This is a genomic window from Pseudomonas sp. N-137 (genome assembly GCF_034555295.1).
Taxonomy (GTDB): domain Bacteria; phylum Pseudomonadota; class Gammaproteobacteria; order Pseudomonadales; family Pseudomonadaceae; genus Aquipseudomonas; species Aquipseudomonas rhizophila.
The window spans coordinates 157,137-183,765 of sequence record NZ_JAXUDQ010000009.1 but is presented as its reverse complement, the minus strand read 5'-3'; the positions used below and the strand labels follow the sequence as shown (position 1 = coordinate 183,765).

The following is a 26,629-nucleotide window of genomic DNA, read 5'->3' as shown; positions in this document are numbered from 1 at the left end:
GCGCGACTCTCATCGTGGCGCGGGGCATGCCCTGGATCGACGCCGGATAGATTTAAGCAAGCCAACCACTTCACCCATTAATCAGTATTGCAAAAATGGGGGTGACCATAGATTTTTATGGCGCGGGTGCAGTGTCTTTTTCCTTGGACTAACGTCGAAGCATTGTCTTGAAAGGCTTGTGCCGGCCCTGTGGACTGAGCAAGGTCAATCACAAGCTGCTCCATGTTCTTCGTCAGATAAGGAATTACATGTCATTCATCCAAGCCAATCTGATCCATCTTCTGGCCGCTGTCTGGTTCGTCGTCTGCTGGGGCGGCTACACCCGTTATGCGTCGTTGAAAGCTCGCGATACGGCCTGTCTGGCCAGCGTCATGCACTTGTATCGCGAAGACTGGATGCGCCGCATGTTGCTGCGCGAAAACCGTATCGCCGACGCCAGCGTGATCGGCAACCTGGAGCGCAACGCGTCCTTCTTCGCCTCCAGCACGCTGATCATCCTGGCGGGCATCCTGACGGTGCTTGGGGCGTCCGATCGTGCGGTGTCGTTGTTGGCCGATTTGCCGATGGTGCAGCAGGCGTCCCAAGGCATGTCCGAGGCCAAGTTGCTGTGCCTGGCGCTGGTGTTTGTGTATGCCTTCTTCACCTTTAGCTGGTGCATGCGCCAATACAACTTCGCGGCGGTTCTGGTGGGATCGGCGCCAATGATCGGCGAGCGACATGTATCGGCGCAGGAACGCAAGGCCTTCGCGCTCAGGGCGGCGCGGGTGATCTCCATGGCGGCTAACCAGTTCAATTTTGGCCTGCGCGCTTATTATTTCGGCATGACCATGTTGGCGTGGTTCGTCAGCCCCTGGTTGTTCATGTTGATGAGTGCAGGCGTGGTGTTGGTGCTGTACCGTCGGGAGTTTCACTCCGACGTGCTGCAGGTCATGGTTTACACCCCCACCGAGGCGCCATTGCCTGATGTAGGCAAGGACCCGGCCTGACAGAACGGTCACTACCAAATCGCAGACAAAAGAAAACCCGCGCTAGGCGGGTTTCTTTATATGCCCAAACCGTATTAGTTGGTTGCCGGTGCGGTGGCGGGCGCTGTTGCAGGTGCTTGTTCCTGTGTAGCAGCTTCGTTCGATTCGGCCTGATCTTTGGCGGCTTCGGCGTTTTCTTTCGCTGCGTCGTTCACTTTATCCTGTGCTTCGCTCATTTTTTCCTGAGCTTGCTCAGCGTGTTCGTTGGCATCTTGAGCTTTGTCCTCGGATTTTTTATCGCAGGCAGCGAGACCGAGGGAGGCGGCCAACATCAAGGCAATAGCTAAAGTCTTACGCATGGGGTGTTTCTCCTTATGGAAATAACTACTGGCCTTTTGAACGCCCCCCCTTGGATTAAGTTCCTCTTTTGCTACAGATATATAACTTTGTATGGGAACGGAACTTTACAGGGCATGCTTGTTACCGCGACTGCTCATTAATAAAGGCGTTAAATCCAATGGCGCAAGACCCCGTTTTTGAGCGTGCGACACGCTTTCTGTCCGCACTGCGACATTGTCAGGTGCTGGGCTTGAAGTTGCACAGTGCCAGTCCCGAGGGGCTGACTGTGATCCTGCCTTACAGCCCCCAGATCGTCGGCAACCCCCTTACGGGCATCATCCATGGTGGCGCGTTGACGTCGTTGATGGACACGGCGTGTGGCATGTCGACGTTGTGTGTGTTGCCGCAGTTCGAGGTCTGTCCGACTTTGGACCTGCGCATCGACTACATGCACGCCGCTGAACCGAACAAGGATGTCTATGGCTTTGCCCAATGCTATCGGGTCACTCAGGACGTGATCTTCAGCCGTGGATTTGCCTATCAGGACGACCCCGAACAACCCATCGCCCATGTGGTGGGCACCTTCATGCGCCTGGGCCAGCACGCCAAGGGAATCAAAAGGGGTGGCCCGCTGGCTGCCGTAGACAAACCATGAGCGATATCACTCAGGAACAACTGCGCCAAGCCTGCGAGCGGGGCGACTACGAGCTGCTGCTGGCCTCGATTCCTTATGCGCGGTTGATCGGCGTGGAATGCTCGCGTCAGGGCGAGGAGCTGCTGTTTCGCCTGCCGGCCAACAAGGACAACATTGGTAACCCTTTATTGCCGGCCATCCACGGCGGCGTCATCGCCGGTTTCATGGAGTTGTCGGCCGCGGTGTATCTGTTGATTGCCACCCGTGCGACGGGCGTGCCGAAAATCATCGATTTCTCCCTGGATTACCTGCGCGCCGGGCAGTTTCGCGACACTTTCGCCAGATGTCAGGTCTGGCGGCAGGGGCGCCGGGTAGCCAATGTTGCGATCACCGCCTGGCAGGATCTTGAGGCCGAACCCATTGCCACCGCCCGGGCGCATTTCAAAATTCAGGAGTCTTCAAAAGCGCATAGCCCTTGAAATCATCAGCGTTGCCCCCACCTTGAGGACATCCCGCCGCCAATCTCAGCGAGGCGGACACCACCATCCACTTGGAGTTTGATGACCATGAGCGTGGAAACTCAAAAGGAAACCCTGGGCTTCCAGACCGAGGTGAAGCAACTGCTGCACCTGATGATTCACTCGCTGTATTCGAATAAGGAAATTTTCCTTCGCGAGCTGATTTCGAACGCCTCTGACGCTGTCGACAAATTACGTTTCGAAGCCCTGTCCAAGCCAGAGTTGCTGGAAGGCGGCGCCGAACTGAAAATCCGCGTGAGCTTCGACAAGGACGCCAAGACCGTCACCCTCGAAGACAACGGCATCGGCATGAGCCGCGAAGAGGTGATCACTCACCTGGGCACCATCGCCAAGTCCGGCACCGCCGATTTCATGAAGAACCTCTCCGGCGACCAGAAAAAAGACTCCCACCTCATCGGCCAGTTCGGTGTCGGTTTCTATTCCGCGTTCATCGTCGCTGATCAGGTCGAAGTGTTCAGCCGCCGTGCCGGCCTCGCTGCGAGCGAAGGTGTGCATTGGTCGTCCAAGGGCGAGGGCGAGTTTGAAGTCGCCACCGTCGACAAGGCTGATCGCGGTACCCGCATTGTGCTGCACCTCAAGTCCGGTGAAGACGAGTTCGCCGATGGCTGGCGCCTGCGCAACATCATCAAGAAGTACTCCGACCATATCGCGTTGCCGATCGAGCTGCCGAAGGAAGTCGCCGCTGCCGAAGGCGAAGAAAAGCCCGAAGTGGAATGGGAAACCGTCAACCGCGCCAGTGCCCTGTGGACCCGTCCGCGCACTGAGGTGAAGGACGAGGAATACCAGGAGTTCTACAAGCACGTTGCACATGATTACGAGAACCCGCTGAGCTGGAGCCACAACAAGGTCGAAGGCAAGCTGGAGTACAACTCACTGTTGTACGTGCCGGCCCGTGCGCCGTTCGACCTGTACCAGCGCGAAGCACCACGCGGCTTGAAGCTGTACGTGCAGCGTGTATTCGTGATGGACCAGGCCGAATCGTTCCTGCCGCTGTACCTGCGTTTCATCAAGGGCGTGGTCGATTCCAATGACCTGTCCCTGAACGTTTCGCGGGAAATCCTGCAGAAAGACCCGATCATTGACTCCATGAAGTCGGCGCTGACCAAGCGTGTTCTGGACATGCTGGAAAAACTGGCGAAAAACGAGCCCGAGCAGTACAAGAGCTTCTGGAAGAACTTCGGCCAGGTGATGAAGGAAGGCCCTGCCGAGGACTTCGCGAACAAAGAAAAAATCGCTGGCCTGCTGCGCTTTGCTTCGACCCAGGGTGATGATGGCGAACAGATCGTTGGCCTGGCCGATTACCTGGCCCGCGCCAAGGAAGGTCAGGACAAGATCTACTACCTGACCGGTGAAACTTATGCACAGGTCAAGAACAGTCCGCACCTGGAAGTCTTCCGCAAGAAAGGCATCGAAGTGCTGCTGCTGACCGACCGCATCGACGAATGGCTGATGAGCTACCTCAGCGAGTTCGACGGCAAGAGCTTTGTCGACGTGGCCCGTGGTGATCTGGACCTGGGTAACCTGGACTCGGAAGAAGACAAGAAAGCCGCCGAAGAAGTCGCCAAGAGCAAGGAAGGCCTGGTTGAGCGGATCAAGACTGCCCTGGGCGATGCCGTCAGCGAAGTGCGGGTTTCTCACCGCCTGACGGACTCCCCGGCGATCCTGGCCATCGGTGAACAGGACCTGGGCCTGCAGATGCGGCAGATCCTTGAAGCCAGCGGCCAGAAAGTCCCGGACTCCAAGCCGATCTTCGAATTCAACCCGGCTCACCCGCTGGTGGATAAGCTCGACAACGAGCAGAGCGAAGAGCGCTTCGGCGACCTGTCGCACATCCTGTTCGATCAGGCCGCCCTGGCGGCGGGTGACAGCCTGAAGGACCCGGCGGCCTATGTGCGCCGCCTGAACAAGCTGTTGGTTGAACTGTCAGCTTAATCAAGTGCAGGAAAAACCCGCTTCGGCGGGTTTTTTCATTTCTGGTGTTCCGTTTCAAGAGGAGTCCGTCATGAGTCAGGTTACGGTTAGTTCGCTGGAGTATCAGATCGATGGTCGAACCTATGAGGGCCGCCTGGCCTTCGACGTTAGCCAGCAGGGCTCGCGCCCGGGTTTGCTGATGGCGCCCAATTGGATGGGCGTAGGGGCGGGGGCCGAGGAAATCGCCAGGTCGGTGGCGGCCAACGGCTATGTTGTGTTGATCGCCGATCTTTACGGCCAGGACGTGCGCCCGACCAATGCCGATGAAGCCGGGGCTGCGATGATGCCGCTCAAGAATGATCGTGCCTTGTTGCGCAAGCGCATGCAGGCGGCATTCGAGCAACTGCAAAGTCAGGGTGAGGCGCAGGTCGATGCGTCGAGACTTGCTACGTTCGGTTTCTGCTTTGGCGGCTGCTGCTCCCTGGAGCTAGCACGCACAGGCGCACCGTTGAAGGCCGCTATTTCGTTCCATGGCACCCTGGACACACCCAATCCGGCGGATGCGCAGAACATCAGGGGGGCGGTGCTGGTCATGCATGGCGCCTCGGACCCATTGGTGCCCAAGGAGCAACTGCCGGCTTTCGAAGACGAAATGAACGCCGCCGGGGTGGATTGGCAACTGCTGAGCTACGGTGGTGCGGTGCATTCGTTCACCGATCCACAGGCCAATGTCCCGGGCAAGATGATGTACGACGCCAAGGTTGCCGCACGGGCGTTCAGGTCGATGCATAATTTGCTGGATGAAGTGCTCAGGGGCTGAGATCGGGCCTGGTGCTGAATAGGCTGTCGCCTGCCAGACTGCTATCGCGAGCAGGCTCGCTCCCACATTTGACCGAGGTGTTCGCGCCATTTGCGAATGGCAACGATCCAGTGTGGGAGCGAGCCTGCTCGCGATGGCGATCTGTCAGACACCGCTGAATTCAGGGCAATTCGATCCGCTCACTTTCCCCCGGCACGGTCGGCCAGTCCCCGGCCGCCCAACGCCGGCGGGCTTCGTCTATTCGCGCCGGATCGCTGGAGACGAAATTCCAGTTGATCCGACGTGGCCCATCCAGCGGCGCGCCGCCGAACAGCACCGCATGGCAGTCGCTGTCGGCGAACAGTGTCATTTGTTCCCCGGCCGGGAGCACCACCAACGAGTGGGGCTCTAGCGGTTCACCGTCCAGCTGCGCCTCGCCGCTGAGCACATACAGTGCCCGCTCTTCATGCTCGGTGGGAATCAGCAGGGTCGTTGCGGTTTGCAGGTTCAGCTCGGCGTACAGGGTCGGGGACAGCGTCGGCACCGGTGATTCCAGGCAAAAACCCGACCCGGCGATCATCCGGATCTTTACCCCCAGGTTATCGCTGACCGGCAGGGTGTGCGCCGGATGATGGCTGTAGTGTCCAGGCCCCTGTTCGTGGGATTGGGGCGAGGCCAACCAGACTTGCAAGCCGTGCATGACGAAGTCGCTGCCCAGCAGTGATTCGGGCGTGCGCTCGACATGGGCGATGGCGCTGCCCGCGGTCATCCAGCTGACGTCCCCGGCGTCCACCACTTGATCGGAGCCCAGGCTGTCCTTGTGCTGGAGCTGCCCTTCGAACAGATAGGTGAGGGTCGACAACCCGATATGGGGATGCTGACGAATGTTCATGCCTTGACCGGCCTTGTAGGAGGTTTGCAGCATGTGGTCGAAAAAAACGAACGGTCCGACGCTGCGACACTTGGCGGACGGCAGCGGGCGAAGAATCGGCTGGCCTTCCACATCTTCTGCGCGTGGGCGAATGGTCAGGGGCGTGATCATGATGTCTTCCAGGTTGAGCAACGGATGGGCAAAGCATAACCCGCCGTGACAACTGACGGCACATGCGCCGTGAACCCGGACGCGACGGTCGGGGTCTATCCTGTTCATAACTTTCTGGAGTCCGCCCGTGCCCATGACCCGTCTGATCTTCGCCTGGCTGCTGGCCGTTTCGAGCAGTGGCGTCATGGCCCGCGAATATGCCTACAGCGATGCACACCTGCATTACGTCGATTTCTTTCAGGAAACCGCCGGCATGCCCGAGTTACTGAAGGCGATGGCCGACAATCGCATCGAGCATGTGATGATTTCAGGCATACCGGTGGCCAAGAAATGGCATGAGGATGAGCCCAAGCGCCCGCGTTACTACGCCGGTGACGATGCGGACGCCTATTGGTACAGCGCCACCGATGTAATTGTCGCAGCGGCGGTGAGCAAGTTGACCGCTGAACAACGCCAGCACTTTCATCCTTTTTTGTCCGGTTTCAACCCCAACGACAAAAACTCCGCCATGCACATCCAGCGCATGCTCGATCTGTATCCGGGTTTGTGGCAAGGCATTGGTGAGGTGTTCACCCGCCATGACGACCTGACGGCACTGACGTCGGGGGACACCCCGCGGGCCAACAACGAGGCCATGACGCGGATCTATCACCTGGCGGCGGAGAACGATCTGCCGGTGCTGCTGCACTCCAACATCACCTCCAAGCGTGAGAAAAACGCGCTGTATTTGCCGGAAATTGAAGAGCCGTTGCGCAACCATCCCCACACGCGGTTCATTTGGGCCCATGCCGGCACCAGCATGGAGATCCATCGTCACCAGACGCGGCTGGATTTTTTGTTGCCGACACTGACCCGGATGCTGGAGACCTATCCGAACCTGTACATCGACCTGTCCTGGAGCGTGCTCACGCCTTACCTGCTGGACGAGGCGGGCAAACCCCGCGAGGCGTGGCTCAAGCTGGTGGAGCGCTTCCCGGAGCGTTTTATGTTGGGGTCGGATGTAGTGGGGCGTTTCGACAATGTCGGTAAGGAATTACGCAGCTTCGATCCGTTCCTGGATGCGTTGCCGGAAGAGGTGGCGAAGAACGTAGCTCGGGATAATTTCCTGGCGGTGTTGTGTGGGAGCAAGGCTTGCCCGCAATGAAGGTATTGCAATTTCGCAATTGAGGGCGCCTGCAGCGCGAGCAAGCTTTGCTCCCACAGAAGCTCTCAGTGCACAAGGTGACCATCGCCTTGTCATCAGCCTGTCACCGCCGCGTCATACCCTCGCGCTCATCACAATCAAGGAGCGCACTATGCACCTCACCCGTTCAAGCGCACTGGTCGCGCTGTTGTCGGTCTGCGGCCTGGCCCAGGCGGAAGTCCGTGTCGAAGGCCCGGTGGAGTACGGTATCTTCGAAGGGCCCCAAGCCGAACTGCAATCAGGGGAGCGGGTTCTGCGCCGCAGCAACGAGCAGATCCGGCAGACTGAAAGTGTACCGGCCAAGCTGGGCACCAAGTTCGGTCTGCGCTACCGCTTGGCGGACAAGGTGGCTGACGACCAGCCATTGACCTTGTTGTATTTCACCCCAGGCATTCGCACCCCCGATGGCGTGCGCCACGATAAATTCGAAGTCACCCAGAAACTGGTGCCCGGTGCACCGCAGGATGTGATGGCCTACGAGTTCACCGAAAGCCACGAAGTGGTGCCGGGGGAGTGGCGGTTCATGGTGTTCCAGGGCGATCGATTGCTGGCGCAGCAACGGTTTGTCGTGCGCTGAATCTGTGAGAGCGAGCCTGCTCGCGATAGCAATCTGTCAGCCAACCTAGATGTTGAATGTCAGGGCCTCATCGCGAGCAGGCTCGCTCCCACAAGGGAATTATCCACAGGGAATGTGGTGTGCAGAGCAGACAAAAAAACGCCCCGAACCAGTCGGGGCGTTTTTGTGTGTGGCGTTGCGGCGGGGCTTACTTGCCCTGCCAGCGCTTCAATACCAGGGTGGCGTTGGTGCCGCCGAAGCCGAAGCTGTTGCTCATCACTGTGTCGATCTTGGCGTCTTCGCGAGTCTTGGTCAGGATCGGCAGGTCGGCCACTTCCGGGTCCAGTTCGTCGATGTTGGCCGAGCCGGCGATGAAGTTGCCTTCCATCATCAACATGCAGTAGATCGCTTCGTGAACGCCCGCGGCGCCCAGGGAGTGACCCGACAGGCTCTTGGTGGAGCTGATGGCCGGGGCGTTGGCACCGAACACTTCGCGCACGCCTTTCATTTCCGCAACGTCACCGACCGGGGTCGAAGTGCCGTGGGTGTTCAGGTAGTCGATGGGCGTGTCGACGGTGGACATGGCCATCTGCATGCAGCGGATGGCGCCTTCGCCGCTTGGGGCGACCATGTCATAGCCATCGGAAGTGGCGCCGTAGCCGACGATTTCCGCGTAGATTTTCGCGCCACGGGCCAGAGCGTGTTCCAGCTCCTCGACCACCACCATGCCGCCGCCGCCAGCGATGACGAAGCCGTCACGGTCGGCATCGTAGGCGCGGGAAGCTTTTTCCGGGGTGTCGTTGCGCTTGCTGGACAGGGCGCCCATGGCGTCGAACAGGAACGACTGGCTCCAGTGTTCTTCTTCACCACCGCCGGCGAACACGACGTCCTGCTTGCCCATCTGGATTTGCTCCATGGCGTTGCCGATGCAGTGCGCACTGGTGGCGCAGGCAGAGGCGATGGAGTAGTTCAGGCCCTTGATCTTGAACGGCGTGGCCAGGCAGGCGGAAACGGTGCTGCTCATGGTCCGAGTGACGCGGTACGGGCCGACGCGCTTGACGCCTTTTTCGCGCAGGATGTCCAGCGCTTCCATCTGGTTCAAGGTCGAGGCACCACCGGAACCGGCGATCAGGCCGGTGCGCGGGTTGGACACCTGCTCTTCGGTCAGGCCGGAGTCAGCGATGGCGTCCTTCATGGCCAGGTAGGCGTAAGCCGCCGCATGGCCGACGAAACGGTAGATCTTGCGATCGATCAGCTCTTCGAGGGGAAGGTCAATGGAGCCGGAAACCTGGCTACGCAGACCCATTTCGGCATATTCCGGATTGAACCGGATGCCAGGGCGACTTGCACGCAGGTTAGCGGAGACGGTCTCTTTGTCATTGCCCAGGCACGAAACGATGCCCAGACCAGTGATAACGACGCGGCGCATGCGGATAACCCTTAGAAGTTGTCAGTGGAGGTGAAAACGCCGACCCGAAGGCCTTCGGCGGTGTAGATCTCGCGACCATCCACAGCCACTGAACCATCGGCAATGGCCATGTTCAGCTTGCCCTTGAGGACGCGTTTGATATGAATGTTATAGGTAATCTTCTTCGCGCTCGGCAGAACCTGACCGAAGAACTTCACTTCGCCCGAACCCAGGGCGCGACCGCGGCCCGGCAGGCCTTGCCAACCGAGGAAGAAACCGACCAATTGCCACATGGCATCCAGGCCCAGGCAGCCCGGCATCACCGGATCACCTTCGAAGTGGCAGGCGAAAAACCACAGGTCAGGAGTGATGTCCAGCTCGGCGACCAATTCACCTTTGCCGTACTTGCCACCCTCTTCGCTGATATGGGTGATGCGATCCACCATCAGCATGTTCGGGGCGGGCAGTTGCGCGTTACCTGGGCCGAACAGCTCACCGCGACTGCAGCGCAGCAGGTCTTCCCGAGTAAAGGCGTTTTGTTTGGTCATGCGAGCTCCTCAATAGTCCCATGCGGCAGGGTGGGGCAAATCTTCCCGGCCGATCGAAGCGTTCATGCCTCGAATCGACAGCCTACTCATAGACTATTGCGTTGTAGTGAAAGTCACAGCACACGGGAAATGAATGTACACCTGTGCACTGAAATTTTTATTCAAGCCCCAATCGGGACTTGTTCGGGTGGTTAAGACTGCCGCACTTTCGCCTTTCACGCCAGTCGCAGATGGTCGAAACGCCTGCACTAACGCACCCAGCGCTGCAGAATTTGCTGCAGGTCAGCTCTTTTGAACGGTTTGGCCAGGTAATCGTTCATGCCCGCCGCGAGACAGGCTTCGCGATCGCCCTGTAGCGCATTGGCCGTCAGAGCGATGATGGGCACCTCGCCGCAGCCGGGTAACTGGCGGATCTGTCGCGTGGCTTCGTAGCCATCGATGATGGGCAACCGGCAATCCATCAGAATCGCCTCGAAAATCAGACTTTCGGCACTGCGGATGGCTTGGGCGCCGTCGGCGGCGATGCTGACGGTGAAGCCCAGGCTGCGCAGCATGGCTTCGATCACGGTCTGGTTCACCGGATTGTCTTCTACCAGCAGCACGTTGCGGCCCTCGCCATGACCGCTGCCGATGCCGTCGGGGAGCTTTGGCGCCAGGGCTATCGGTGCCTTTTTCGACAGGGCCAGAGGAATCTCCAGGGTAAACACCGACCCCTGGCCTTCTTCGCTCTGGGCGCGCAATGTGCCCCCCATGCGCTCAGCCAGGGTGCGGGCAATCGGCAGCCCCAGGCCGGTGCCACCGTAGCGCCGGGAAATCGAACTGTCGGCTTGCTGGAAGGCATCGAACATGCGCTCCAGGCTTTCGGTCGCGATCCCGATGCCACTGTCGCGCACCGTGCAGGTAAACCACAGGAGTTCGTGATCCAGTGCCTGCCACTGGCATTGCACGGTGACGCGGCCTTGTTCGGTGAATTTCAGGGCATTGCCGATCAGGTTGACCAGGATCTGCCGGATCCGCGTCGGGTCGCCTTGCACCTGCAAGGGCTGCATGTCATCAGGGATCAGCAGGTCCAGGCCCAGCTTGCGTTGCGCGGCGCTGTGCTGGAACGACTGGGCGCAACTGGCGACCAGCTCCGCCAGATTGAACGGGATGTGTTCCAGCTCCAGGGCCGAGCGTTCGATGCGCGAGAAGTCGAGGATGTCGTTGATGACTTTCAGCAGGTGCTCGGTGGATTCGCTGGCCAGCGCCGTGTACTCGAATTGCTCCTCCGTCATTTCGGTGGTTTCCAGCAGTTGCAGCATGCCCAGTACACCGTTCATGGGGGTGCGCAGTTCATGGCTCATCATCGCCAGGAATTCGGACTTGGCGCTGTTGGCCTTCTCCGCTTCTTCCCGGGTTTTGATCAGTTGCGCCATGGCCTGGTGCTGTTCACGGCTGGCTTGCTCGAGACCGTCGGCCAGATTGTTGATATGCCGCGACAAGGCCCCCAGTTCGGCATCGTCGACGATGGGCAGCGGCGTGCCGTAGTCGCCTTGCTGGATCGCCATGACTGCGTTGCCGATGTCGCGGATCGGCCGGGACAGGTTGGACGCCAGGCGACGCGCCACCAGGAAGGTGAACAGCAGGGCGAACAGCGCCAGGATCGCGGCCTTGAGGAGGATTTCCTGCTGCCGCTGGCTGAAGGCGTCACTGGACATGCCGACGATCACCCGGCCCAGGTAATCCTCATCGGGCGCCTCGATGGTCATGCTGTTGCCTTGCAGGAAATCATTGTTCAAGGCAATGCGCTGCAGGCGAACCGGCGCCTGGAAAACTTCGATCTGCTGGGAATGCTTGCGGCCTTGCGCGGGCTGCTCGACATACACCACAACCCGGTCCGTGCTGTCTTGAACCTCCAGAAAACGCACATGAGGCGTGGCCAGGGTGGCGGTGAGCAGATTTTCCAGCACCTCGTTATTGCCCGATATCACCCCATATTCCGTGGCCGGGGCCAGCTGGTTGGCGATCAACTGCCCGGTATGGTTGAGTTCCTGGCGCAGGTCCTGGATTCGCACGAAGGTAAAGAAGCTGATCAACAGCACCGTCAGCAGCAAGGCCGGGCCGAGGGCGATAAGCTGGGTGCGGGTATTGATGTCCCAGCGGCGACGCAAGGTCATGGGCGTTGTTCTCCTTCGGCCAGCTGTGCAGCGACGGATTCGGCGTCAATCGGCTCGATCCCCAGTGAGCGGGCGACCTGCTGGTTGCTCAGGACTTTGAAGCGGGCCGGATACAGGGTGCGGGGCCAGGTGGCGGCGGGGCGGTCCAGCAAATCGTCGAGAATTGCCAGCCAGTCCTCCTGGTCGCTGTAGGTGCTGGCCAGGCTGCCGGCCTTGACGAAAGCGGCGTTGGGCCCGATCAGCGCACGTTGCCGGGCGTAGCTGCTGAGCAACAGATTCTTTACCGTCTTGGGGTTGTACAGATCGGGGTCGTCGAGCCCCAGCAGCACATCGCTGCGGCCCAACAGCTTTTGCAGAGGGCGACTGTCACTGGTGTCGTCCCAGCGTTCACTCACGATCTCCAGCCCCAACGGCGTCGCTGCCTGGCGGATTTCCTTGAGCAGGAACTCGCTGTGCCCGTCGAACAGCACGCCGACCCTGCGCATTTGCGGAAGGATCGCGCTAATCAGTCGCAATTGCCGCGTCAGCGGCGGATCGCTCCACAACAGGCTCAGGTGATCGGGTGTTGTCTCGCCCAGGCGATCCCTGGCTTGTTGGCGGCTGATTCGCAGTACCAGGGTGGCGGGCCCGTGGGTTTCCTGCAGGCGCCAGTCAAGGCTGGGCAGGTCAAGCAAGATCAGGCGGACATTGCGGGGCAGTTTGCCGGGCGCCGGCAGGCTGGCCAGCGGAGTAAACCTGACGTTGTCCTCGGGGCGCAGGGCCTTCAGGGCCTGGGTGAATGACTGAGCGCCAGGGCTGTTATGGGCACCGGTCAATAGAATGTCGGCGGCGCGGGCCTCGATCGTTGCCAGCCAGCCTGCAAACACCAGGCACAGCGCCAGCGGCAGGCGGCCACGAAAGGGCGTCTTGCGCGATTGACCCCGGAACATCTAGAACGACAACTCCGCAGTGAAATACAGGACGTGACGGGAGTCGTAGTGGTTGTCGACAAACGTAGTGGGCTGGTTGTCGAGACGCTGTTGCAGGATGCCCGCCAGTTCCAGGTTGGCCTTGCCCAAAGAAATGCGTTTGGCCAGGCGGGTGTCGACTCGTTCAAAGCGATAGCCGTTAAGGTCGTCCGCGCCATAATAGAACACCGCACTGTTCCAGCCTCGGCCCCAGTCCCGCAGCCAGCCGGCCGAACCGCTATTGCGGGCGGTCGGCTGTTCGTCGAGGGCATTGCTGGCCAGCGCATCGACGTAGGCATAGGTCAGGCGCAGGCGGTCGGCGCTGGTGATGCGCCAGTCGAACTGGGTTTCGGCCCCGGAAAACTGTGATTCATTGGCGTTGCTGGCAATGTACTGATTGTTGCGCAGGGGTTCGCTGATCATGCCGGTGATTTCGTCATGGAACAGCTTCACATCGACGCTCAGCCCCAGGTTCATGAAATAACCGTTGTAGCCCAGTTCCCGGGAGCGCATGTGCTCCTGGTCCAGGTTTCCCGGCCCTCGGGTCTGGACAAAATAACGGGCACTGCTCTGGCCGAAGGCGGTGGGCTTGAGGTTGGTGACCTGATAACTCCAATTGACATTGTTCTCGAACATGTCCGGCGAGCGCACCGCCTCGGAGTACACCGCCCGCAGGCCATGGCGTGGTGTGATCAGGTAGTTGACCGCCACCCGCGGCGTCAGCGAGCTGCCGGTCAGGTGGGTGTCTTCGAACATCGCACCGCCCTGTACCAGCCAATGTTCGCTGGCCCGCCACTCCAGTTGGCCGAACAGGCGCCAAGTGGTGTCGTCCAGCGTGCCGTTGAAGTACGTCTCGGAGTCGGCCCGGTCGTAGCGATAGTTTGCCCCGGTGACCAGTCGCAGGCTGTCGGACAGGCTCAGGGTGTCCTGGATTTCCAGGTCGTAGCGCGACTCACGGGCGCTCTGGTCGATATCGCCGCACAAGGTTTGCGAGGCGCCGTTGCGCCATTGATCGAGCACCTGATTGGCCAGCGCCTGTTCTTGCGGGGTGCCGGGCGGCGCACCGGTGCCGGTGAAGCTGGGAATATTGCGCGCCAGCTTCTCGGCGTAGTTAGGGTTGAGCAACCACAGATCGGTCAACTGCGGGCTGAAGGAGACCTCGGCATCGCAGGCGCGCCAGGTCTGCTGGCGATCCCAATGCTGGAGCGAGCCTTGTACATAAAGGCTGTGGTTGGGGTTCAGGTCCAGGTTCCAGCGCAGCGAACCGGCGTAGTCCTTGGCGACAACATCGGAGTTATCCCCGGCGGCCGTAATCCCGGCGAACACTGGATGGTAGGTATAAGGCCGCTGATTGGTCCCGTCTTTGGCGTTCAGTTGCCAGTCGATGCTCTGCTGTTCGTTCAGGGTCTGGCTGACGGACAGGTTGAAACGGTTCAAGCGTCGACTGTCGCGGTAATCGGCGCCGGTGCGGTTGCTGTCAAAGCCGTCGTCTTCCTGGCCGGACAGTGACAGCCGCAGGTCACCGCTCTCCCAACCGCTGCCCTGGCTGGCGTACCAGTCGCTGATGCCACGCTGGCCTCGGGTGATTTTCAGGCGGGTGCCGTGGCTGTCGGCCGGAGCGCGGGTGATGATATTGACCACCGCCATCAGTGCATTGGCGCCGTAGCTGACGGTGTTGGGGCCGCGGAAAACTTCGATCCGCTCGATGTCTTCCATGGCCACTGGAATATCGCTCCAGTCCACCGTGGCCAGGCCGGCGCGATACACCGAGCGGCCATCGATCAGCACCTGCATGCGCCGCGCTTCGGTGGCGTTGGTGCCGTGGTAGTTCACGGCGGCCTGGTTCCCGCTGATATTGCCGACCATCATGCCCGGCACCAGGCGCAGCAGTTCGCTGATGTCCCGGGCGCCACTGGCCTTGATCAATTCGCTGTCCAGCACGGTCATGCTGCCGGGGACCGCCGCCGGCGATTGTTTCAGGCGCGTGGCCGTCAACACTTGGGGCAGGGGCTGACTGTCGACGAACAAGTCGTCGGCCAGCACTGGCGGGCTGATGAACAGCGCCAATACGAGCGACGAACCTGAACGGGAAGGGCCAACGAACACGGCACAGCCTTTGATTAGGGAAAGGATGGCCGGCATGTTAACCGAGGTGAGTGACTTTTCCATTCACGTTGACAGCATTTTCCTAGGAATTGATGGTCAGCTTCCTACAACTGCCGGTAATTGTAGTCGGGGCTGGTCGCGGTGTGGCCGCTCCGTATAATGCCCGGCATTGCCACTTGGTATGGATGAACGGATTGCATATGACTGAACAGCGCCCGATTGCGGTCCTGGGGGGCGGGAGTTTCGGTACCGCCGTGGCCAATCTGCTGGCCGAGAACGGCCACCCGGTGCGCCAATGGATGCGTGACCCGGAGCAGGCCGAGGCCATCCGGGTCAATCGCGAGAACCCGCGTTACCTCAAGGGCATCAAGATCCGCCCTGAAGTTGAACCGGTGACTGATTTGCAGGCCACCTTGCAGGACTGTGACCTGTTTTTCGTCGCCTTGCCGTCCAGCGCCCTGCGCTCGGTCCTGGCGCCCCATGCCGAACGCTTGAGCGGCAAATTGCTGGTGAGCCTGACCAAGGGGATCGAAGCCCAGACCTTCAAGCTGATGAGCGAGATTCTCGAAGAAATCGCCCCAAAGGCTCGAATCGGTGTGATTTCCGGGCCGAACCTGGCGCGCGAGATCGCCGAGCATGCGCTGACCGCCACCGTAGTCGCCAGTGAAGACGAAGAACTGTGCCAGCGGGTCCAGGCCGCGCTGCATGGGCGAACCTTCCGGGTCTACGCCAGTGCCGACCGTTTCGGTGTGGAACTGGGCGGGGCGCTGAAGAATGTCTATGCCATCATCGCCGGCATGGCGGTGGCGCTGGGCATGGGGGAGAACACCAAAAGCATGCTGATCACCCGGGCGCTGGCGGAAATGACCCGTTTTGCCGTCAGCCAGGGTGCCAATCCGATGACCTTCCTGGGGTTGGCCGGGGTCGGCGATTTGATCGTCACCTGTTCCTCGCCTAAAAGCCGCAACTACCAGGTCGGTTTCGCCCTCGGTCAGGGGTTGAGCCTGGACGAGGCTGTGTCGCGCCTGGGTGAAGTGGCCGAAGGAGTGAATACGCTCAAGGTGCTCAAGGCCAAGTCTCAGGAGTCCGGGGTCTACATGCCACTGGTCGCGGGGCTGCATGCGATTCTGTTCGAAGGGCGCACGCTGGAGCAGGTGATCGAACTGTTGATGCGTGGCGAGCCCAAGACCGACGTCGATTTCATTTCCACCAGTGGCTTCAACTGAGCCTCTATTGATCAGAAGCGGGAGCAAACCATGAGCGATCCAAAAGAGCAGGCCCGATACGAGTCCATCCTGCTGCGTGTGTTGTGGATGGTGATTTACCTGCTGGTCTGGCAGGTGGCGCAGTTCATCCTGGGCGCGGTGGTATTGGTGCAACTGATCTACCGGCTGATCTATGGCGCGCCCAGTGCCAGCCTGATGAACTTTGGTGACAGCTTGAGCCAGTTCCTGGCGCAGATCGGCCGTTTCGGCACCTTCCACAGCGACCAGAAACCCTGGCCATTCGCTGACTGGCCCACCCCGCGCACGCCGGAAGGTGAAGCGCCTCACGTGGTGGCGCCGGCTCCGCATCCGGTCCGGGACGAGGAGCCCAAGCTATGAAATTGTGGGTATTGCGTCATGGGGAAGCCGAGCCATACGGTGCCCGTCCCGACCCTGAGCGGGCGCTGACCGCTCACGGTCGCGAAGAAGCACTGCGCAGTGCCGCCGCGCTGATCGGCCAGCCGCTGAGCGCCATTTATGCCAGCCCGTACCTGCGCGCCCAACAGACCGCCCAACTGGTGCGCGAAGCCTTGGGCTTCGCGCCTGAGTTGATCACTGTTGATTGGCTCACGCCGGAAACCCGCCCGCAAAAAGTCCTGGAACAGCTGGTTGATCAGGGCGACGTGCTGCTGGTCAGCCATAACCCGCTGGTGGGCAGCCTGCTGGGCTTTCTGCAACACGGTCACCTGCAACAACCCGAACAGGTTAAAACGGCTGGCCTGGCCGAGCTGGAGGGTGACCTGCCGCTGGCCGGGGCGATGCAGCTCAAGGGCATTCAGCATCCCTGAGAGGTCTCTGGTCGCAGGGTTGAGCACAACAAAAAACATAAAGGAAGGACAACGATGAGTCTGTGGCGCACCACCCCCAACATCGAGCAACTGAACGCCGCCGGTAAAAACACCATCAGCGAAGTGTTGGACATTCGTTTCGAATCTTTCGACGACGAGTCCCTGACCGCCAGCATGGTGGTCGATCACCGCACCCACCAGCCATTCGGCCTGTTGCATGGCGGTGCATCGGTGGTGCTGGCTGAAACGGTCGGGTCCATGGCGGCCTATCTGTGCGTGGACACCAGCAAGTTCTATTGCGTGGGGCTGGAGATCAATGCCAACCACTTGCGCGCTGTGCGCAGTGGTCGGGTGACGGCCACGGCCCGGATGGTCCACCTGGGCCGCACCACCCAGGTCTGGGATATCCGCCTGACCAACGACGAAGGCAAAGTCAACTGCGTGTCGCGCCTGACCATGGCCGTGGTGCCGCTGGGTGAACAGCCGCCGGCGCGTTGACGCTCTAGCTGGACGCAATCCTGCGGTGAGGGATCTTCTGTGGGAGTAAGGCTTGCCCACGATGGTGTCGACGCGCAACACCTGATCCACCCCAGCGCCTGCATCGCGGGCAAGCCTTGCTCCCCGTCTCCTTCGCCACATGGGGCAGTGCTTACAGCTAGATAGCCCCATAGCCCAAGCCCGACTGTCATCATTGCTGTCAGTTACGGTCATTGCCGCGCCACCGGGATGTGCGGACAATCGGTTCCAGTTTCCCCATGGATCCACTGTCATGTCGCAACAGGTGTTTTTCGCCCACGCCAATGGTTTTCCCTCGGCCACTTACGGCAAGCTGTTCGCCGCGCTGGCGCCGCAGTACGAGGTCGCGCATCTGGAATTGCACGGCCATGACCCGCGTTTTCCGGCAGACGATAACTGGCACAACCTGGTGGACGAGCTCATTCATCACCTGGAACAACAACCTGAACCGGTGTGGGGCGTCGGCCATTCCCTGGGTGGCGTTCTGCATCTGCATGCCGCATTGCGCTGTCCACAGTTATATCGTGGCGTGGTAATGCTCGATTCGCCGGTGCTGACCCGCGCCGATCAGTGGGTGATCCTGGCCGCCAAGCGCCTGGGGTTCATCGATCGTCTGACTCCAGCGGGACGGACGTTGGGCCGGCGTGAAGAGTTCGCTGACCTGGAGTCGGCCCGGCAGTATTTTTCCGCCAAGACGCTGTTCCGCGGGTTTGACCCGGAATGCTTCGACGCCTACCTGCAACATGGCTTGCAGCAAGTCGGCGACCGCTTGCGGCTGCGCTTCGATCCGGCCACGGAGATCAGCATTTACCGCGGCGTGCCGCACACCAGTCCCGGCCGGGCCCGTATGCTCAAAGTGCCGCTGGCGGTGGTGCGCGGTCGGCAGAGTCGCGTGGTGATGCGCCATCACACCCGTTCGGTGGGTCGAATGCCCCATGGTGAATCCCTGAGCATGCCCGGCGGCCACATGTTTCCCCTGGAACGTCCGCAGGACACGGCCAGGTTGCTCAAGGATCTCTTTCAGCGCTGGGAAGGGCGCAGCTTATGAGTGGGGTTGAAGAAGTCCGTCTGAGCCTGCCCCACATTGAACTGGCGGCCCACCTGTTCGGGCCGGAGGATGGCCGGCCGGTGATCGCCTTGCACGGTTGGCTGGACAATGCGAACAGCTTCGCCCGGCTGGCTCCACGGCTTGAGGGCCTGCGGGTCATTGCACTGGACATGGCCGGTCACGGTCACTCCGGGCATCGCCCACCCGGTGCTGGCTATGCCCTGTGGGACTATGCCCATGATGTGCTGCAAGTCGCCGAACAACTGGGCCTGGCGCGTTTCGCCCTGCTGGGGCATTCCATGGGCGCCATCGTCTCGCTGGTGCTCGCCGGAGCCTTGCCCGACCGGGTCACGCACCTGGGGCTGATCGACGGGGTGATCCCTCCCACGGACAAAGGCGACAACGCCGCCGAGCGCATGGGCATGGCCCTGCAGGCGCAGCTGGATTTGCAACAAAAACGAAAACCGGTCTACAAAACCCTCGACCGGGCCATTGAGGCCCGGATGAAAGGCCTGGTGGCGGTCAGTCGCGAAGCCGCCGAATTGCTGGCCCAGCGCGGCCTGATGCCGGTGCCGGGAGGGTACACCTGGCGCACCGACAATCGCCTGACCTTGCCATCGCCGCTTCGCCTGACCGATGAGCAGGCCATGGCCTTCGTGGCGCGGGTCGCTTGCCCCGCGCATCTGGTGGTGGCTGCTGACGGCATGCTTGCCCGACACCCCGAGTTGCTGGAGCGTCTACCCTTCAGTCATGAACGGTTGCCCGGCGGTCATCATTTGCACCTGAACGACGAGGCTGGCGCCGCGCTTGTAGCAGACTGTTTCAATCGGTTCTTCACCGTTTCTTGACTTGCGCCTGGCAACTGTCGAGGCTGGGCGGGTTGAAAAAGGGAGACAACCATGACAGATCTCTGTTTAGCGGCCTCGCAGTGCATCGATGACACCGGCCTCACCCCAGAGACCCAGGCCATGCCGATCCGATGAAATTATCCATTCATTCACTCGCCTTGCTTACGCTGGCCTGCTTCAGCCCGGCATCGTTTGCCGCCGATGTTCCCGGCAGCCGGGACCTGGAGCGGGTGCCCCGCATGCCCGACGCGCAAATTGTCGATTACCGGCAAACCACTGACCTGGAACGAATTTATCCCCTGGGTTCGATCCGCAAGATCAGCGGCCAGTTGCGCTTCGATGGGCAGGTCGATGCCCGTGGCAACACCACGTCGGTGACTTACGAACTGCCGCCGGAACACTCCGCCATCCAGGCCTTTACCGCTGCCCGCGAAGCCTTGCAGAAGCAGGACGCGCAACTGTTGTTCTGGTGCCAGGCTCGTGATTGCGGCGAAAGCAGCCTGTGGGCCAACGAAGTGTTCGGCAATGCCAAGCTCTATGGTGCCGATAACGGTCAGTCTTATCTGCTGCTGCGCCTGGCGCCGCCCGCGGACAACACGCTGATTGCGCTGTATGGCATTACTCGCGGCAATCGCAAGGCCTACCTGCATGTCGAACAGTTCGAGGCAAACGCCTCGCTGGGGAACCTGCTGCCCACATCGGCCACGCTGTTGCGCCAGCTCAAGGACACCGGCGTGCTGGACTTGCCGCGTCTGGTCGGCGAACCGGACGAAACCTGGTTGCGCCTGCTATCCCGGGCGCTGAACCTGGACACGGGTCTTCGAGTCACTGTCGCCGGACCCCAGGCCGAGGCCTGGCGGCAAGCATTGATCGATCAGGGTGTCCGGGCGGCGCGAATGGAGGCCGCCAGGGGCGATGCGGCGGGCCTGCATCTTGAGCTGCTGCGTTAAGCTGTCTCGGGTGACGTGCTTCACGCCGTCAGCCCGGCCCTGTTTTTATTTCGAGACCTGACATGCTCAATAACGATCGGCTGTTGGTGCAGATCCTGCTCCTGGTGTTGTTCGGTGCAAGCTTCTGGGTGATGGCTCCGTTCTGGTCGGCGCTGTTCTGGGGCGCGGTGCTGGCGTTTGCCAGTTGGCCGCTGATGCGCCTGTTGACCCGCTGGGTCAATGGTCGTGAGTCGCTGGCGGCGGCTTTGCTGACCGTAGGCTGGATGGTGCTGGTGGCGGTGCCGCTGGTGTGGCTGGGCTTCAACCTGGCTGATCATGTACGCGACGCCACGGCATTTATCAAGAACGTGCAGGTCGATGGCCTGCCTGATCCCCCGGTATGGCTGGCGGGCTTACCGCTGGTGGGGGGGCGGTTGGTGGGCATCTGGAACAGCATCGATCAGCAAGGTGCAGCCATGATGGTGTCCGTCAGGCCGTACCTGGGTCAGGTCGGCAACTGGCTGCTGGCTCGCAGTGCCCAAATCGGCGGTGGCATTCTCGAACTGACCCTGAGCATTGTGTTCGTGTTCTTTTTTTACCGTGACGGCCCGCGCCTGGCGGTGTTCGTGCACGGGTTGCTGGAGCGTCTGATCGGCGACCGTGCCGGTTACTACATCGAACTGGTGGCCGGTACGGTGCAGCGTGTGGTCAACGGCGTGATCGGCACCGCGGCGGCCCAGGCGGTGCTGGCGCTGATTGGTTTCCTGATCGCTGGCGTACCGGGGGCATTGGTGCTGGGCATCGTCACCTTCCTGCTCAGCCTGATTCCCATGGGGCCGCCCCTGGTCTGGATCCCCGCCACGGCGTGGCTGGTGTGGAAGGGCGAATACGGGATGGCGGTGTTCCTGGGGATCTGGGGCACCTTCATCATCAGCGGTGTGGACAACGTGCTCAAACCCTACCTGATCAGCCGTGGCGGAAACCTGCCGTTGGTGATCGTATTGCTGGGGGTGTTCGGTGGCTTGATTGCCTTCGGCTTCATCGGACTGTTCATTGGCCCGACCCTGCTGGCGGTGGCCTACAGCTTGCTGACGGACTGGAGCAAGAGCCAGGCGCGATAACCTCACTCCTGAGACCAGCACCAACCTTTTTGTAGTGAGGGGATAGATCCCCTCGCCACCAATGGGCTTCGATCCAGCAGGCAAGCCTGGCTCTGAAAAACCAGGCTTGCCGGTCAATCACGTCGCCACGTTCAGGTATTTCCCCACGGGGGCGACATCATCCAGCGAGTATTGTCGACTGAGGTTGGCGATCATCCTGTTCAGCGCTTCACTGACATTGGTCTGGTCGGTGGAGCTGTCGCTGGTGCGGTTGGCCTGTACCGCGCTGGTCAGTTCGCTGGTGCCGGTGTTGCTCTGACCATCGGCGTCGAGCTGGCTGAACAACGCCTCACTGGAGGCCTGTTGTGGCGGTGGCGGGGGGAGGCTGGCGGCGAGTTCGTCGAGGCTGACGGTACCGTCTTCATTCTCGTCCAGGGCCGAGAACAGTTCCTGGCTGTCGGCAGTGCTGCCGGCGCTCGCCAGACCATTGCTCAGCTCCTCGCTACTTACCTCGCCATCACCGTCGGCGTCCAGTGCGCTGAGCAGCGCATCGGCCAGTTCGGTCGTCGGCGCCTGGTCCCGTGGCGGCGGAGGCGGTGGCGCCATCGCGGCTATCTCATCACTGCTCAGGTCGCCGCTACTGTCGCTGTCCAGGTCGCTGAAATTGTCGCTCAGGCTGACCAGGATGCCGTCGTCACTCTTCTGCGACAGGGCCGTGCTCAATTCTTCCTGATCGACCGAGCCGTCGGCGTTGCTGTCGAGTTTGCTGAGCAGCTCCTTTTGAAACTGCTGGCTGCGGGCACTGCTGGTCGCGGTACTGCTGGTGCTGGTATAGGGCGAGTAACTGCTGACGCTACCGATCATGGGCGCTCTCCTTGGGCTGGAATGCCGGTGGGTGCACCGGCTTATGCAGCGTCGGCGGGGCAGTTGTCGTGGGTGTGTGGAGTTTGTACCGGCGGGTGTACAAACTCAGCCCCCGACGCGGCTCCCACATGGGATTGAGGTGGTTTCAGGCGCGGGGCAAACGGATCACCGCCGTCAATCCGCCCCCTGGCGTTTCTTCCAGGCTCAATTGCCCGCCCAAGCGTTCGGCGGCTTCCCTGGCGATGGTCATGCCCAGGCCGACACCGCCGGAGTTGCGATTGCGTGAGCCTTCCAGGCGATAGAAGGGCTCGAACACTGCTTCGCGTTTATCCGCCGCAATCCCGGGGCCGTGGTCAATCACCCGAATCACTACCTGGTCGCGCTGGTCTTGCAGCGTAATCAACGCATGTCCGGCGTAGCGCAAGGCATTGTCCATGAGGTTGTTGATACACGAGCGCAACGCCATCGGCTGCACCTGTAACGGCGCGCAACCACCGCTGGCTTGCACGTCGGCACCCTGGTCCTGGGCGTTTTCGCTCAGCGATTCCACCAACGCCTGCACGTCCATCCATTGCAGCGCTTCGCTGGTGCGTTGCTCGTGCAGGTAGGTGAGGGTGGCGTCGAGCATGCCAATCATATCGTTCAGGTCCTGACGCATCTGGCCCTGCAGCTTGATGTCATCGATCTGTTCCAGGCGCAGCTTGAGCCGTGAAAGCGGAGTGCGCAGGTCATGGGATACCGCACCGAGCATGCGCGAACGCTGCTGCACCTGCTCGCGAATTCGCTGTTGCATGAGGTTGAACGTATGGGCAGCCTGGCGGGCCTCCCTAGGGCCGGTTTCTTCCAACGGTGGGCTGTCGAGGTTTTCGCTCAGGCGTTCGGCGGCATCGCTCAGGCGCTGGATAGGCAGGGTCAGCAGTTTGGCGCCGTACCAGGCGGCGACGATCAGGCACACAAACTGAAACGTCAGCGGTACCACCGGCCCACCGAACCATGGGCGCGCAGGGCGGTTGGGTGGGGGCCCCGTGGGCCCAGGGTGCTGGCCTTGCCGGGAAAATTCGGGGGGTGGCCCCAAAGGCGGTTTGTCGTATTGAGAAAACCAGACAAAGGCCAACAGGTGCGCCAGGACGATCGCCAGTAACAGCACGCCAAACAGGCGGCCGAACAAGGTGTCGAGGCGCAAGCGCATCAGCCGATGTCCCGGGCGTCGAACAGGTAGCCTTCGCCGCGCACGGTCTTGATCAGTTGCGGCGCCTTGGGGTCGTCACCCAGCTTTTGGCGCAGGCGCGAAACCAGCAGATCGATGCTGCGGTCGAACGCCTCGATGGAGCGCCCACGGGCGGCGTCCAGCAACTGTTCGCGGCTCAGTACCCGGCGCGGTCGTTCGATGAACACCCACAACAGCCGGAACTCGGCGTTGGACAGCGGCACCACCAGTCCGTCGGCGGAGATCAACTGGCGCAGTACGCTGTTGAGTCGCCAGTTATCGAAGCGAATATTGGCCCGTTGCTCGGTGCGGTCGTCGCGTACCCGGCGCAGGATCGTCTGGATCCGCGCCACCAGTTCCCTGGGTTCGAACGGCTTGGCCATGTAATCGTCGGCGCCCAGTTCCAGGCCGATGATGCGGTCGGTGGGCTCGCACCGGGCGGTGAGCATCAGGATCGGGATGTCCGATTCGGCGCGCAGCCAGCGACACAATTGCAAGCCGTCTTCGCCCGGCAGCATCAGGTCGAGCACAACCACGTCGAAATGCTCGGCCTGCATCGCCCGACGCATGGCCGCGCCATCGTTCACGCCGCTGGCGCGTATGTTGAAACGGGCCAGGTAATCGATCAGCAGCTCGCGGATCGGCACATCGTCATCGACGATCAACGCCCGGGTACTCCAGCGCTTGTCATCGTCGGGCGCTTTTTGATCGTCAGAATTTGCAACAGGGGTGTTCTGCATGGATGCATCATCTGCCAGATAGGCTGCCAACCGCAAAGAAGGCGGCGAGGTTGAGGCTTCAGCATAGGCTTCGTGCCGCTAGGCGTGAAGCGCTGAAAGGACGGGGGTGCGGCGCCAGACGGTAGCGTGCCGGCGTGTTGTGCGCGTGTCATGAGTGTATCGACTTCGACACAAAGGCCGGCATCGTCCATGCTGTCCGGGCGCGATGAGGATTTACCGATCATCGGGTCCCGCACGGGCGCTGGTTCCGCTACAATGCGCGCCGATTTCGACTTGCCTGAGAGCCCACTCATGTCCGCCTGCCAGACGCCCATCATCGTTGCCTTGGATTTCCCTACCCGTGACGCCGCCCTGAAGCTGGCCGACCAGTTGGACCCCAAGCTGTGCCGGGTCAAAGTCGGCAAGGAGCTGTTCACCAGTTGCGCTTCGGAAATTGTCGGGACCCTGCGTGACAAGGGTTTTGAAGTATTCCTGGATTTGAAATTCCACGATATTCCCAATACCACCGCCATGGCCGTCAAGGCGGCCGCCGAAATGGGGGTGTGGATGGTCAACGTGCATTGCTCCGGCGGCCTGCGCATGATGGCGGCCTGCCGTGAAGTGCTGGATCAGCGCAGCGGGCCGAAGCCGTTGCTGATCGGCGTGACCGTGCTGACCAGCATGGAGCGCGAGGACTTGGCCGGTATCGGCCTGGATATCGAGCCTCAGGAACAGGTGCTGCGCCTGGCGGCGCTGGCGCAGAAGGCTGGCCTGGACGGTCTGGTCTGCTCGGCCCTGGAGGCCAGCGCCCTGAAAGCGGCGCACCCGTCGCTGCAACTGGTGACGCCGGGGATTCGTCCGGCGGGCAGCGCCCAGGACGATCAACGCCGCATCCTGACCCCGCGTCAGGCACTGGATGCCGGTTCCGACTACCTGGTGATCGGCCGACCGATCAGCCAGGCGGCTGATCCGGCCAAGGCACTGGCGGCGGTAGTCGCCGAACTGGCCTGATCAGACCTGAAGATCCCTTGTGGGAGCGGGCTTGCTCGCGAAAGCGGTGTGTCAGTTGGCAAAAATGGCGCCTGACAATCCGCCTTCGCGAGCAAGCCCGCTCCCACAGGTGTTTTTGTGACTAGACCTTCAATACCAACTTCCCGAAATTCTCCCCACTGAACAATTTGGTCAGCGTCTCGGGGAATGTCTCCAGTCCTTCAACGATGTCTTCCTTGCTCTTGAGCTGCCCCTTGGCCATCCAGCCGGCCATTTCCTGCCCGGCGGCGGCGAACTGAGAGGCGTAGTCCATGACCACGAAGCCTTCCATGCGCGCCCGGTTGACCAGCAGCGACAGGTAGTTGGCCGGGCCTTTCACCGCTTCTTTGTTGTTGTACTGGCTGATCGCACCGCAGATCACTACGCGGGCCTTGAGGTTCAAGCGGCTGAGCACCGCATCGAGGATGTCGCCGCCGACGTTATCGAAGTACACATCCACGCCTTTGGGGCATTCGCGCTTGAGACCGGCATGGACGTCTTCATTCTTGTAGTCGATGGCACCATCGAAGCCCAGTTCATCGATCAGGAATTTGCATTTGTCGGCCCCGCCGGCGATGCCCACCACGCGGCAACCTTTGATCTTGGCGATCTGCCCGGCGATGCTGCCCACCGCACCGGCGGCACCCGAGAGCACTACTGTCTCGCCGGCCTTGGGCGCGCCCACGTCCAGCAGGGCGAAATAGGCGGTCATGCCGGTCATGCCCAATGCTGACAAGTAGCGCGGTAATGGCGCCAGTTTCGGATCGACCTTGTAGAAACCACGCGGCTCGCCGAGGAAATAATCCTGCACACCCAGCGCACCGTTGACGTAGTCACCGACCGCGAAGGCCGGGTTGTTCGAGGCGACTACCTGGCCTACGCCCAAGGCGCGCATCACTTCTCCAATGCCTACCGGCGGGATGTAAGACTTGCCTTCGTTCATCCAGCCGCGCATGGCCGGATCCAGGGACAGATATTCGTTCTTCACCAGAATCTGGCCGGCTGCCGGCTCGCCGACCGGTACTTGCTGATAGGTGAAAGTCTCGCGGGTCGCAGCGCCTACCGGGCGTTTGGCGAGCAGGAACTGGCGATTGGTCTGGGCAGTCATGGCTGGCACTCAAGATGAATGAAGCCTTGTTGATAGACCTTCGAAGCGTTTGTCGCAAGGTTTGCTGATGCAGCG

The 26,629-nt window shown here is 61.2% G+C and carries 27 protein-coding genes; 16 read left to right on the top strand and 11 right to left on the bottom strand.

All coding sequences use genetic code 11. From position 1 onward, the window contains the following. Positions 1-248 precede the first annotated feature (248 nt). On the top strand, positions 249-986 hold the full coding sequence (locus tag T3A99_RS09610; RefSeq protein ID WP_160893104.1) for a DUF599 domain-containing protein: 738 nt from the start codon (positions 249-251) through the stop codon (positions 984-986). A gap of 74 nt (positions 987-1,060) precedes the next feature. Here the strand turns inward: T3A99_RS09610 and T3A99_RS09605 are convergent, their stop codons facing one another. Continuing rightward, positions 1,061-1,324 carry a hypothetical protein gene (locus tag T3A99_RS09605; RefSeq protein WP_047230330.1) on the bottom strand — a complete coding sequence of 88 codons (264 nt, stop codon included), beginning with the start codon at positions 1,322-1,324 and terminating at the stop codon, positions 1,061-1,063. A gap of 158 nt (positions 1,325-1,482) precedes the next feature. Between T3A99_RS09605 and T3A99_RS09600 the strand changes: the two genes are divergently transcribed. From T3A99_RS09600 to T3A99_RS09585, 4 genes are all read left to right on the top strand, one after another. Then, the gene (locus T3A99_RS09600) at positions 1,483-1,959 is read left to right on the top strand and encodes a PaaI family thioesterase (RefSeq protein WP_047230331.1); all 477 of its coding nucleotides are present in this window, start codon (positions 1,483-1,485) and stop codon (positions 1,957-1,959) included. Continuing rightward, positions 1,956-2,417, top strand: coding sequence for a PaaI family thioesterase (locus T3A99_RS09595; RefSeq protein WP_322834244.1), 462 nt, complete (start codon positions 1,956-1,958; stop codon positions 2,415-2,417). Before T3A99_RS09600 ends, T3A99_RS09595 begins: the two co-directional genes overlap by 4 nt. A gap of 87 nt (positions 2,418-2,504) precedes the next feature. After that, positions 2,505-4,409 carry a molecular chaperone HtpG gene (gene htpG, locus T3A99_RS09590; RefSeq protein ID WP_047230356.1) on the top strand — a complete coding sequence of 635 codons (1,905 nt, stop codon included), beginning with the start codon at positions 2,505-2,507 and terminating at the stop codon, positions 4,407-4,409. 70 nt (positions 4,410-4,479) lie between these two features. Then, positions 4,480-5,208 (top strand): dienelactone hydrolase family protein, encoded by a 729-nt coding sequence (locus T3A99_RS09585; protein WP_322834243.1) that lies wholly within the window; start codon positions 4,480-4,482, stop codon positions 5,206-5,208. A 160-nt stretch (positions 5,209-5,368) separates the two neighbouring features. Here the strand turns inward: T3A99_RS09585 and T3A99_RS09580 are convergent, their stop codons facing one another. After that, positions 5,369-6,229: a pirin family protein gene (locus T3A99_RS09580; RefSeq protein WP_047230334.1), complete on the bottom strand. Its 861-nt coding sequence runs from the start codon at positions 6,227-6,229 to the stop codon at positions 5,369-5,371. Between the two features lie 133 nt (positions 6,230-6,362). Between T3A99_RS09580 and T3A99_RS09575 the strand changes: the two genes are divergently transcribed. Continuing rightward, positions 6,363-7,373, top strand: coding sequence for an amidohydrolase family protein (locus tag T3A99_RS09575; RefSeq protein ID WP_047230335.1), 1,011 nt, complete (start codon positions 6,363-6,365; stop codon positions 7,371-7,373). Between the two features lie 151 nt (positions 7,374-7,524). Further along, positions 7,525-7,989 (top strand): DUF3859 domain-containing protein, encoded by a 465-nt coding sequence (locus T3A99_RS09570; protein WP_047230336.1) that lies wholly within the window; start codon positions 7,525-7,527, stop codon positions 7,987-7,989. A gap of 187 nt (positions 7,990-8,176) precedes the next feature. Here T3A99_RS09570 and fabB read toward each other — a convergent pair whose 3' ends face one another. The 5 genes from fabB to T3A99_RS09545 all read right to left on the bottom strand — a co-directional run bounded on the left by fabB (position 8,177) and on the right by T3A99_RS09545 (position 15,169). After that, the gene (gene fabB, locus T3A99_RS09565; RefSeq protein ID WP_047230337.1) at positions 8,177-9,397 is read right to left on the bottom strand and encodes a beta-ketoacyl-ACP synthase I; all 1,221 of its coding nucleotides are present in this window, start codon (positions 9,395-9,397) and stop codon (positions 8,177-8,179) included. Positions 9,398-9,408: 11 nt separating this feature from the next. After that, positions 9,409-9,924 carry a 3-hydroxyacyl-[acyl-carrier-protein] dehydratase FabA gene (gene fabA, locus T3A99_RS09560; RefSeq protein WP_047230338.1) on the bottom strand — a complete coding sequence of 172 codons (516 nt, stop codon included), beginning with the start codon at positions 9,922-9,924 and terminating at the stop codon, positions 9,409-9,411. 248 nt (positions 9,925-10,172) lie between these two features. Then, positions 10,173-12,080: an ATP-binding protein gene (locus T3A99_RS09555; RefSeq protein WP_076383815.1), complete on the bottom strand. Its 1,908-nt coding sequence runs from the start codon at positions 12,078-12,080 to the stop codon at positions 10,173-10,175. Beyond that, on the bottom strand, positions 12,077-13,009 hold the full coding sequence (locus tag T3A99_RS09550; RefSeq protein ID WP_047230340.1) for an ABC transporter substrate-binding protein: 933 nt from the start codon (positions 13,007-13,009) through the stop codon (positions 12,077-12,079). The genes T3A99_RS09555 and T3A99_RS09550 overlap by 4 nt, the downstream gene beginning before the upstream one ends. After that, a complete protein-coding gene (locus T3A99_RS09545; RefSeq protein ID WP_260990085.1) occupies positions 13,010-15,169 on the bottom strand; it encodes a TonB-dependent receptor plug domain-containing protein in 2,160 nt (719 codons plus the stop codon). It abuts the gene before it with no gap. A 164-nt stretch (positions 15,170-15,333) separates the two neighbouring features. On the opposite strand from T3A99_RS09545, the gene T3A99_RS09540 reads away from it, so the two are divergent. The 8 genes from T3A99_RS09540 to T3A99_RS09505 all read left to right on the top strand — a co-directional run bounded on the left by T3A99_RS09540 (position 15,334) and on the right by T3A99_RS09505 (position 21,648). Then, positions 15,334-16,359, top strand: coding sequence for an NAD(P)H-dependent glycerol-3-phosphate dehydrogenase (locus tag T3A99_RS09540; RefSeq protein ID WP_047230341.1), 1,026 nt, complete (start codon positions 15,334-15,336; stop codon positions 16,357-16,359). A 30-nt stretch (positions 16,360-16,389) separates the two neighbouring features. Next, positions 16,390-16,737 (top strand): DUF4389 domain-containing protein, encoded by a 348-nt coding sequence (locus T3A99_RS09535; RefSeq protein ID WP_047230342.1) that lies wholly within the window; start codon positions 16,390-16,392, stop codon positions 16,735-16,737. Continuing rightward, positions 16,734-17,186, top strand: coding sequence for a phosphohistidine phosphatase SixA (gene sixA / locus T3A99_RS09530; protein ID WP_047230343.1), 453 nt, complete (start codon positions 16,734-16,736; stop codon positions 17,184-17,186). The genes T3A99_RS09535 and sixA overlap by 4 nt, the downstream gene beginning before the upstream one ends. A 54-nt stretch (positions 17,187-17,240) precedes the next feature. Further along, the gene (locus tag T3A99_RS09525; RefSeq protein WP_047230344.1) at positions 17,241-17,684 is read left to right on the top strand and encodes a hotdog fold thioesterase; all 444 of its coding nucleotides are present in this window, start codon (positions 17,241-17,243) and stop codon (positions 17,682-17,684) included. A gap of 271 nt (positions 17,685-17,955) precedes the next feature. Beyond that, the gene (locus T3A99_RS09520) at positions 17,956-18,750 is read left to right on the top strand and encodes an alpha/beta fold hydrolase (protein ID WP_047230345.1); all 795 of its coding nucleotides are present in this window, start codon (positions 17,956-17,958) and stop codon (positions 18,748-18,750) included. Continuing rightward, on the top strand, positions 18,747-19,598 hold the full coding sequence (locus tag T3A99_RS09515) for an alpha/beta hydrolase (RefSeq protein WP_047230346.1): 852 nt from the start codon (positions 18,747-18,749) through the stop codon (positions 19,596-19,598). Before T3A99_RS09520 ends, T3A99_RS09515 begins: the two co-directional genes overlap by 4 nt. A gap of 143 nt (positions 19,599-19,741) precedes the next feature. Continuing rightward, positions 19,742-20,548, top strand: a complete 807-nt coding sequence (locus T3A99_RS09510; RefSeq protein WP_047230358.1) for a DUF4892 domain-containing protein — start codon at positions 19,742-19,744, stop codon at positions 20,546-20,548. A gap of 62 nt (positions 20,549-20,610) precedes the next feature. Further along, entirely contained in the window at positions 20,611-21,648 is a 1,038-nt protein-coding gene (locus T3A99_RS09505) for an AI-2E family transporter (protein ID WP_047230347.1), read from the top strand. 117 nt (positions 21,649-21,765) lie between these two features. Here T3A99_RS09505 and xopAW read toward each other — a convergent pair whose 3' ends face one another. The 3 genes from xopAW to T3A99_RS09490 all read right to left on the bottom strand — a co-directional run bounded on the left by xopAW (position 21,766) and on the right by T3A99_RS09490 (position 24,438). Beyond that, the gene (gene xopAW / locus T3A99_RS09500) at positions 21,766-22,491 is read right to left on the bottom strand and encodes an EF-hand domain-containing protein (RefSeq protein ID WP_139049443.1); all 726 of its coding nucleotides are present in this window, start codon (positions 22,489-22,491) and stop codon (positions 21,766-21,768) included. Positions 22,492-22,636: 145 nt separating this feature from the next. Beyond that, complete coding sequence (locus tag T3A99_RS09495) at positions 22,637-23,680, bottom strand: sensor histidine kinase (RefSeq protein ID WP_173406682.1); 1,044 nt, start codon at positions 23,678-23,680, stop codon at positions 22,637-22,639. Continuing rightward, positions 23,680-24,438, bottom strand: a complete 759-nt coding sequence (locus tag T3A99_RS09490) for a response regulator (protein WP_047230350.1) — start codon at positions 24,436-24,438, stop codon at positions 23,680-23,682. Before T3A99_RS09490 ends, T3A99_RS09495 begins: the two co-directional genes overlap by 1 nt. A gap of 291 nt (positions 24,439-24,729) precedes the next feature. Here T3A99_RS09490 and pyrF point away from each other — a divergent pair, with 291 nt between their 5' ends. Beyond that, a complete protein-coding gene (gene pyrF / locus T3A99_RS09485) occupies positions 24,730-25,428 on the top strand; it encodes an orotidine-5'-phosphate decarboxylase (protein WP_160893102.1) in 699 nt (232 codons plus the stop codon). Positions 25,429-25,549: 121 nt separating this feature from the next. Here pyrF and T3A99_RS09480 read toward each other — a convergent pair whose 3' ends face one another. Next, the gene (locus tag T3A99_RS09480; RefSeq protein ID WP_047230351.1) at positions 25,550-26,554 is read right to left on the bottom strand and encodes an NADP-dependent oxidoreductase; all 1,005 of its coding nucleotides are present in this window, start codon (positions 26,552-26,554) and stop codon (positions 25,550-25,552) included. Positions 26,555-26,629 lie beyond the last annotated feature (75 nt).

Bases quoted from the DNA above. Each gene is read 5' to 3' on its own strand.
- T3A99_RS09610 (WP_160893104.1), top strand. From the start codon at position 249: ATGTCATTCATCCAAGCCAATCTGATCCATCTTCTGGCCGCTGTCTGG.
- T3A99_RS09605 (WP_047230330.1), bottom strand. From the start codon at position 1,324: ATGCGTAAGACTTTAGCTATTGCCTTGATGTTGGCCGCCTCCCTCGGT.
- T3A99_RS09600 (WP_047230331.1), top strand. From the start codon at position 1,483: ATGGCGCAAGACCCCGTTTTTGAGCGTGCGACACGCTTTCTGTCCGCA.
- T3A99_RS09595 (WP_322834244.1), top strand. From the start codon at position 1,956: ATGAGCGATATCACTCAGGAACAACTGCGCCAAGCCTGCGAGCGGGGC.
- htpG (WP_047230356.1), top strand. From the start codon at position 2,505: ATGAGCGTGGAAACTCAAAAGGAAACCCTGGGCTTCCAGACCGAGGTG.
- T3A99_RS09585 (WP_322834243.1), top strand. From the start codon at position 4,480: ATGAGTCAGGTTACGGTTAGTTCGCTGGAGTATCAGATCGATGGTCGA.
- T3A99_RS09580 (WP_047230334.1), bottom strand. From the start codon at position 6,229: ATGATCACGCCCCTGACCATTCGCCCACGCGCAGAAGATGTGGAAGGC.
- T3A99_RS09575 (WP_047230335.1), top strand. From the start codon at position 6,363: ATGACCCGTCTGATCTTCGCCTGGCTGCTGGCCGTTTCGAGCAGTGGC.
- T3A99_RS09570 (WP_047230336.1), top strand. From the start codon at position 7,525: ATGCACCTCACCCGTTCAAGCGCACTGGTCGCGCTGTTGTCGGTCTGC.
- fabB (WP_047230337.1), bottom strand. From the start codon at position 9,397: ATGCGCCGCGTCGTTATCACTGGTCTGGGCATCGTTTCGTGCCTGGGC.
- fabA (WP_047230338.1), bottom strand. From the start codon at position 9,924: ATGACCAAACAAAACGCCTTTACTCGGGAAGACCTGCTGCGCTGCAGT.
- T3A99_RS09555 (WP_076383815.1), bottom strand. From the start codon at position 12,080: ATGACCTTGCGTCGCCGCTGGGACATCAATACCCGCACCCAGCTTATC.
- T3A99_RS09550 (WP_047230340.1), bottom strand. From the start codon at position 13,009: ATGTTCCGGGGTCAATCGCGCAAGACGCCCTTTCGTGGCCGCCTGCCG.
- T3A99_RS09545 (WP_260990085.1), bottom strand. From the start codon at position 15,169: ATGCCGGCCATCCTTTCCCTAATCAAAGGCTGTGCCGTGTTCGTTGGC.
- T3A99_RS09540 (WP_047230341.1), top strand. From the start codon at position 15,334: ATGACTGAACAGCGCCCGATTGCGGTCCTGGGGGGCGGGAGTTTCGGT.
- T3A99_RS09535 (WP_047230342.1), top strand. From the start codon at position 16,390: ATGAGCGATCCAAAAGAGCAGGCCCGATACGAGTCCATCCTGCTGCGT.
- sixA (WP_047230343.1), top strand. From the start codon at position 16,734: ATGAAATTGTGGGTATTGCGTCATGGGGAAGCCGAGCCATACGGTGCC.
- T3A99_RS09525 (WP_047230344.1), top strand. From the start codon at position 17,241: ATGAGTCTGTGGCGCACCACCCCCAACATCGAGCAACTGAACGCCGCC.
- T3A99_RS09520 (WP_047230345.1), top strand. From the start codon at position 17,956: ATGTCGCAACAGGTGTTTTTCGCCCACGCCAATGGTTTTCCCTCGGCC.
- T3A99_RS09515 (WP_047230346.1), top strand. From the start codon at position 18,747: ATGAGTGGGGTTGAAGAAGTCCGTCTGAGCCTGCCCCACATTGAACTG.
- T3A99_RS09505 (WP_047230347.1), top strand. From the start codon at position 20,611: ATGCTCAATAACGATCGGCTGTTGGTGCAGATCCTGCTCCTGGTGTTG.
- xopAW (WP_139049443.1), bottom strand. From the start codon at position 22,491: ATGATCGGTAGCGTCAGCAGTTACTCGCCCTATACCAGCACCAGCAGT.
- T3A99_RS09495 (WP_173406682.1), bottom strand. From the start codon at position 23,680: ATGCGCTTGCGCCTCGACACCTTGTTCGGCCGCCTGTTTGGCGTGCTG.
- T3A99_RS09490 (WP_047230350.1), bottom strand. From the start codon at position 24,438: ATGCAGAACACCCCTGTTGCAAATTCTGACGATCAAAAAGCGCCCGAC.
- pyrF (WP_160893102.1), top strand. From the start codon at position 24,730: ATGTCCGCCTGCCAGACGCCCATCATCGTTGCCTTGGATTTCCCTACC.
- T3A99_RS09480 (WP_047230351.1), bottom strand. From the start codon at position 26,554: ATGACTGCCCAGACCAATCGCCAGTTCCTGCTCGCCAAACGCCCGGTA.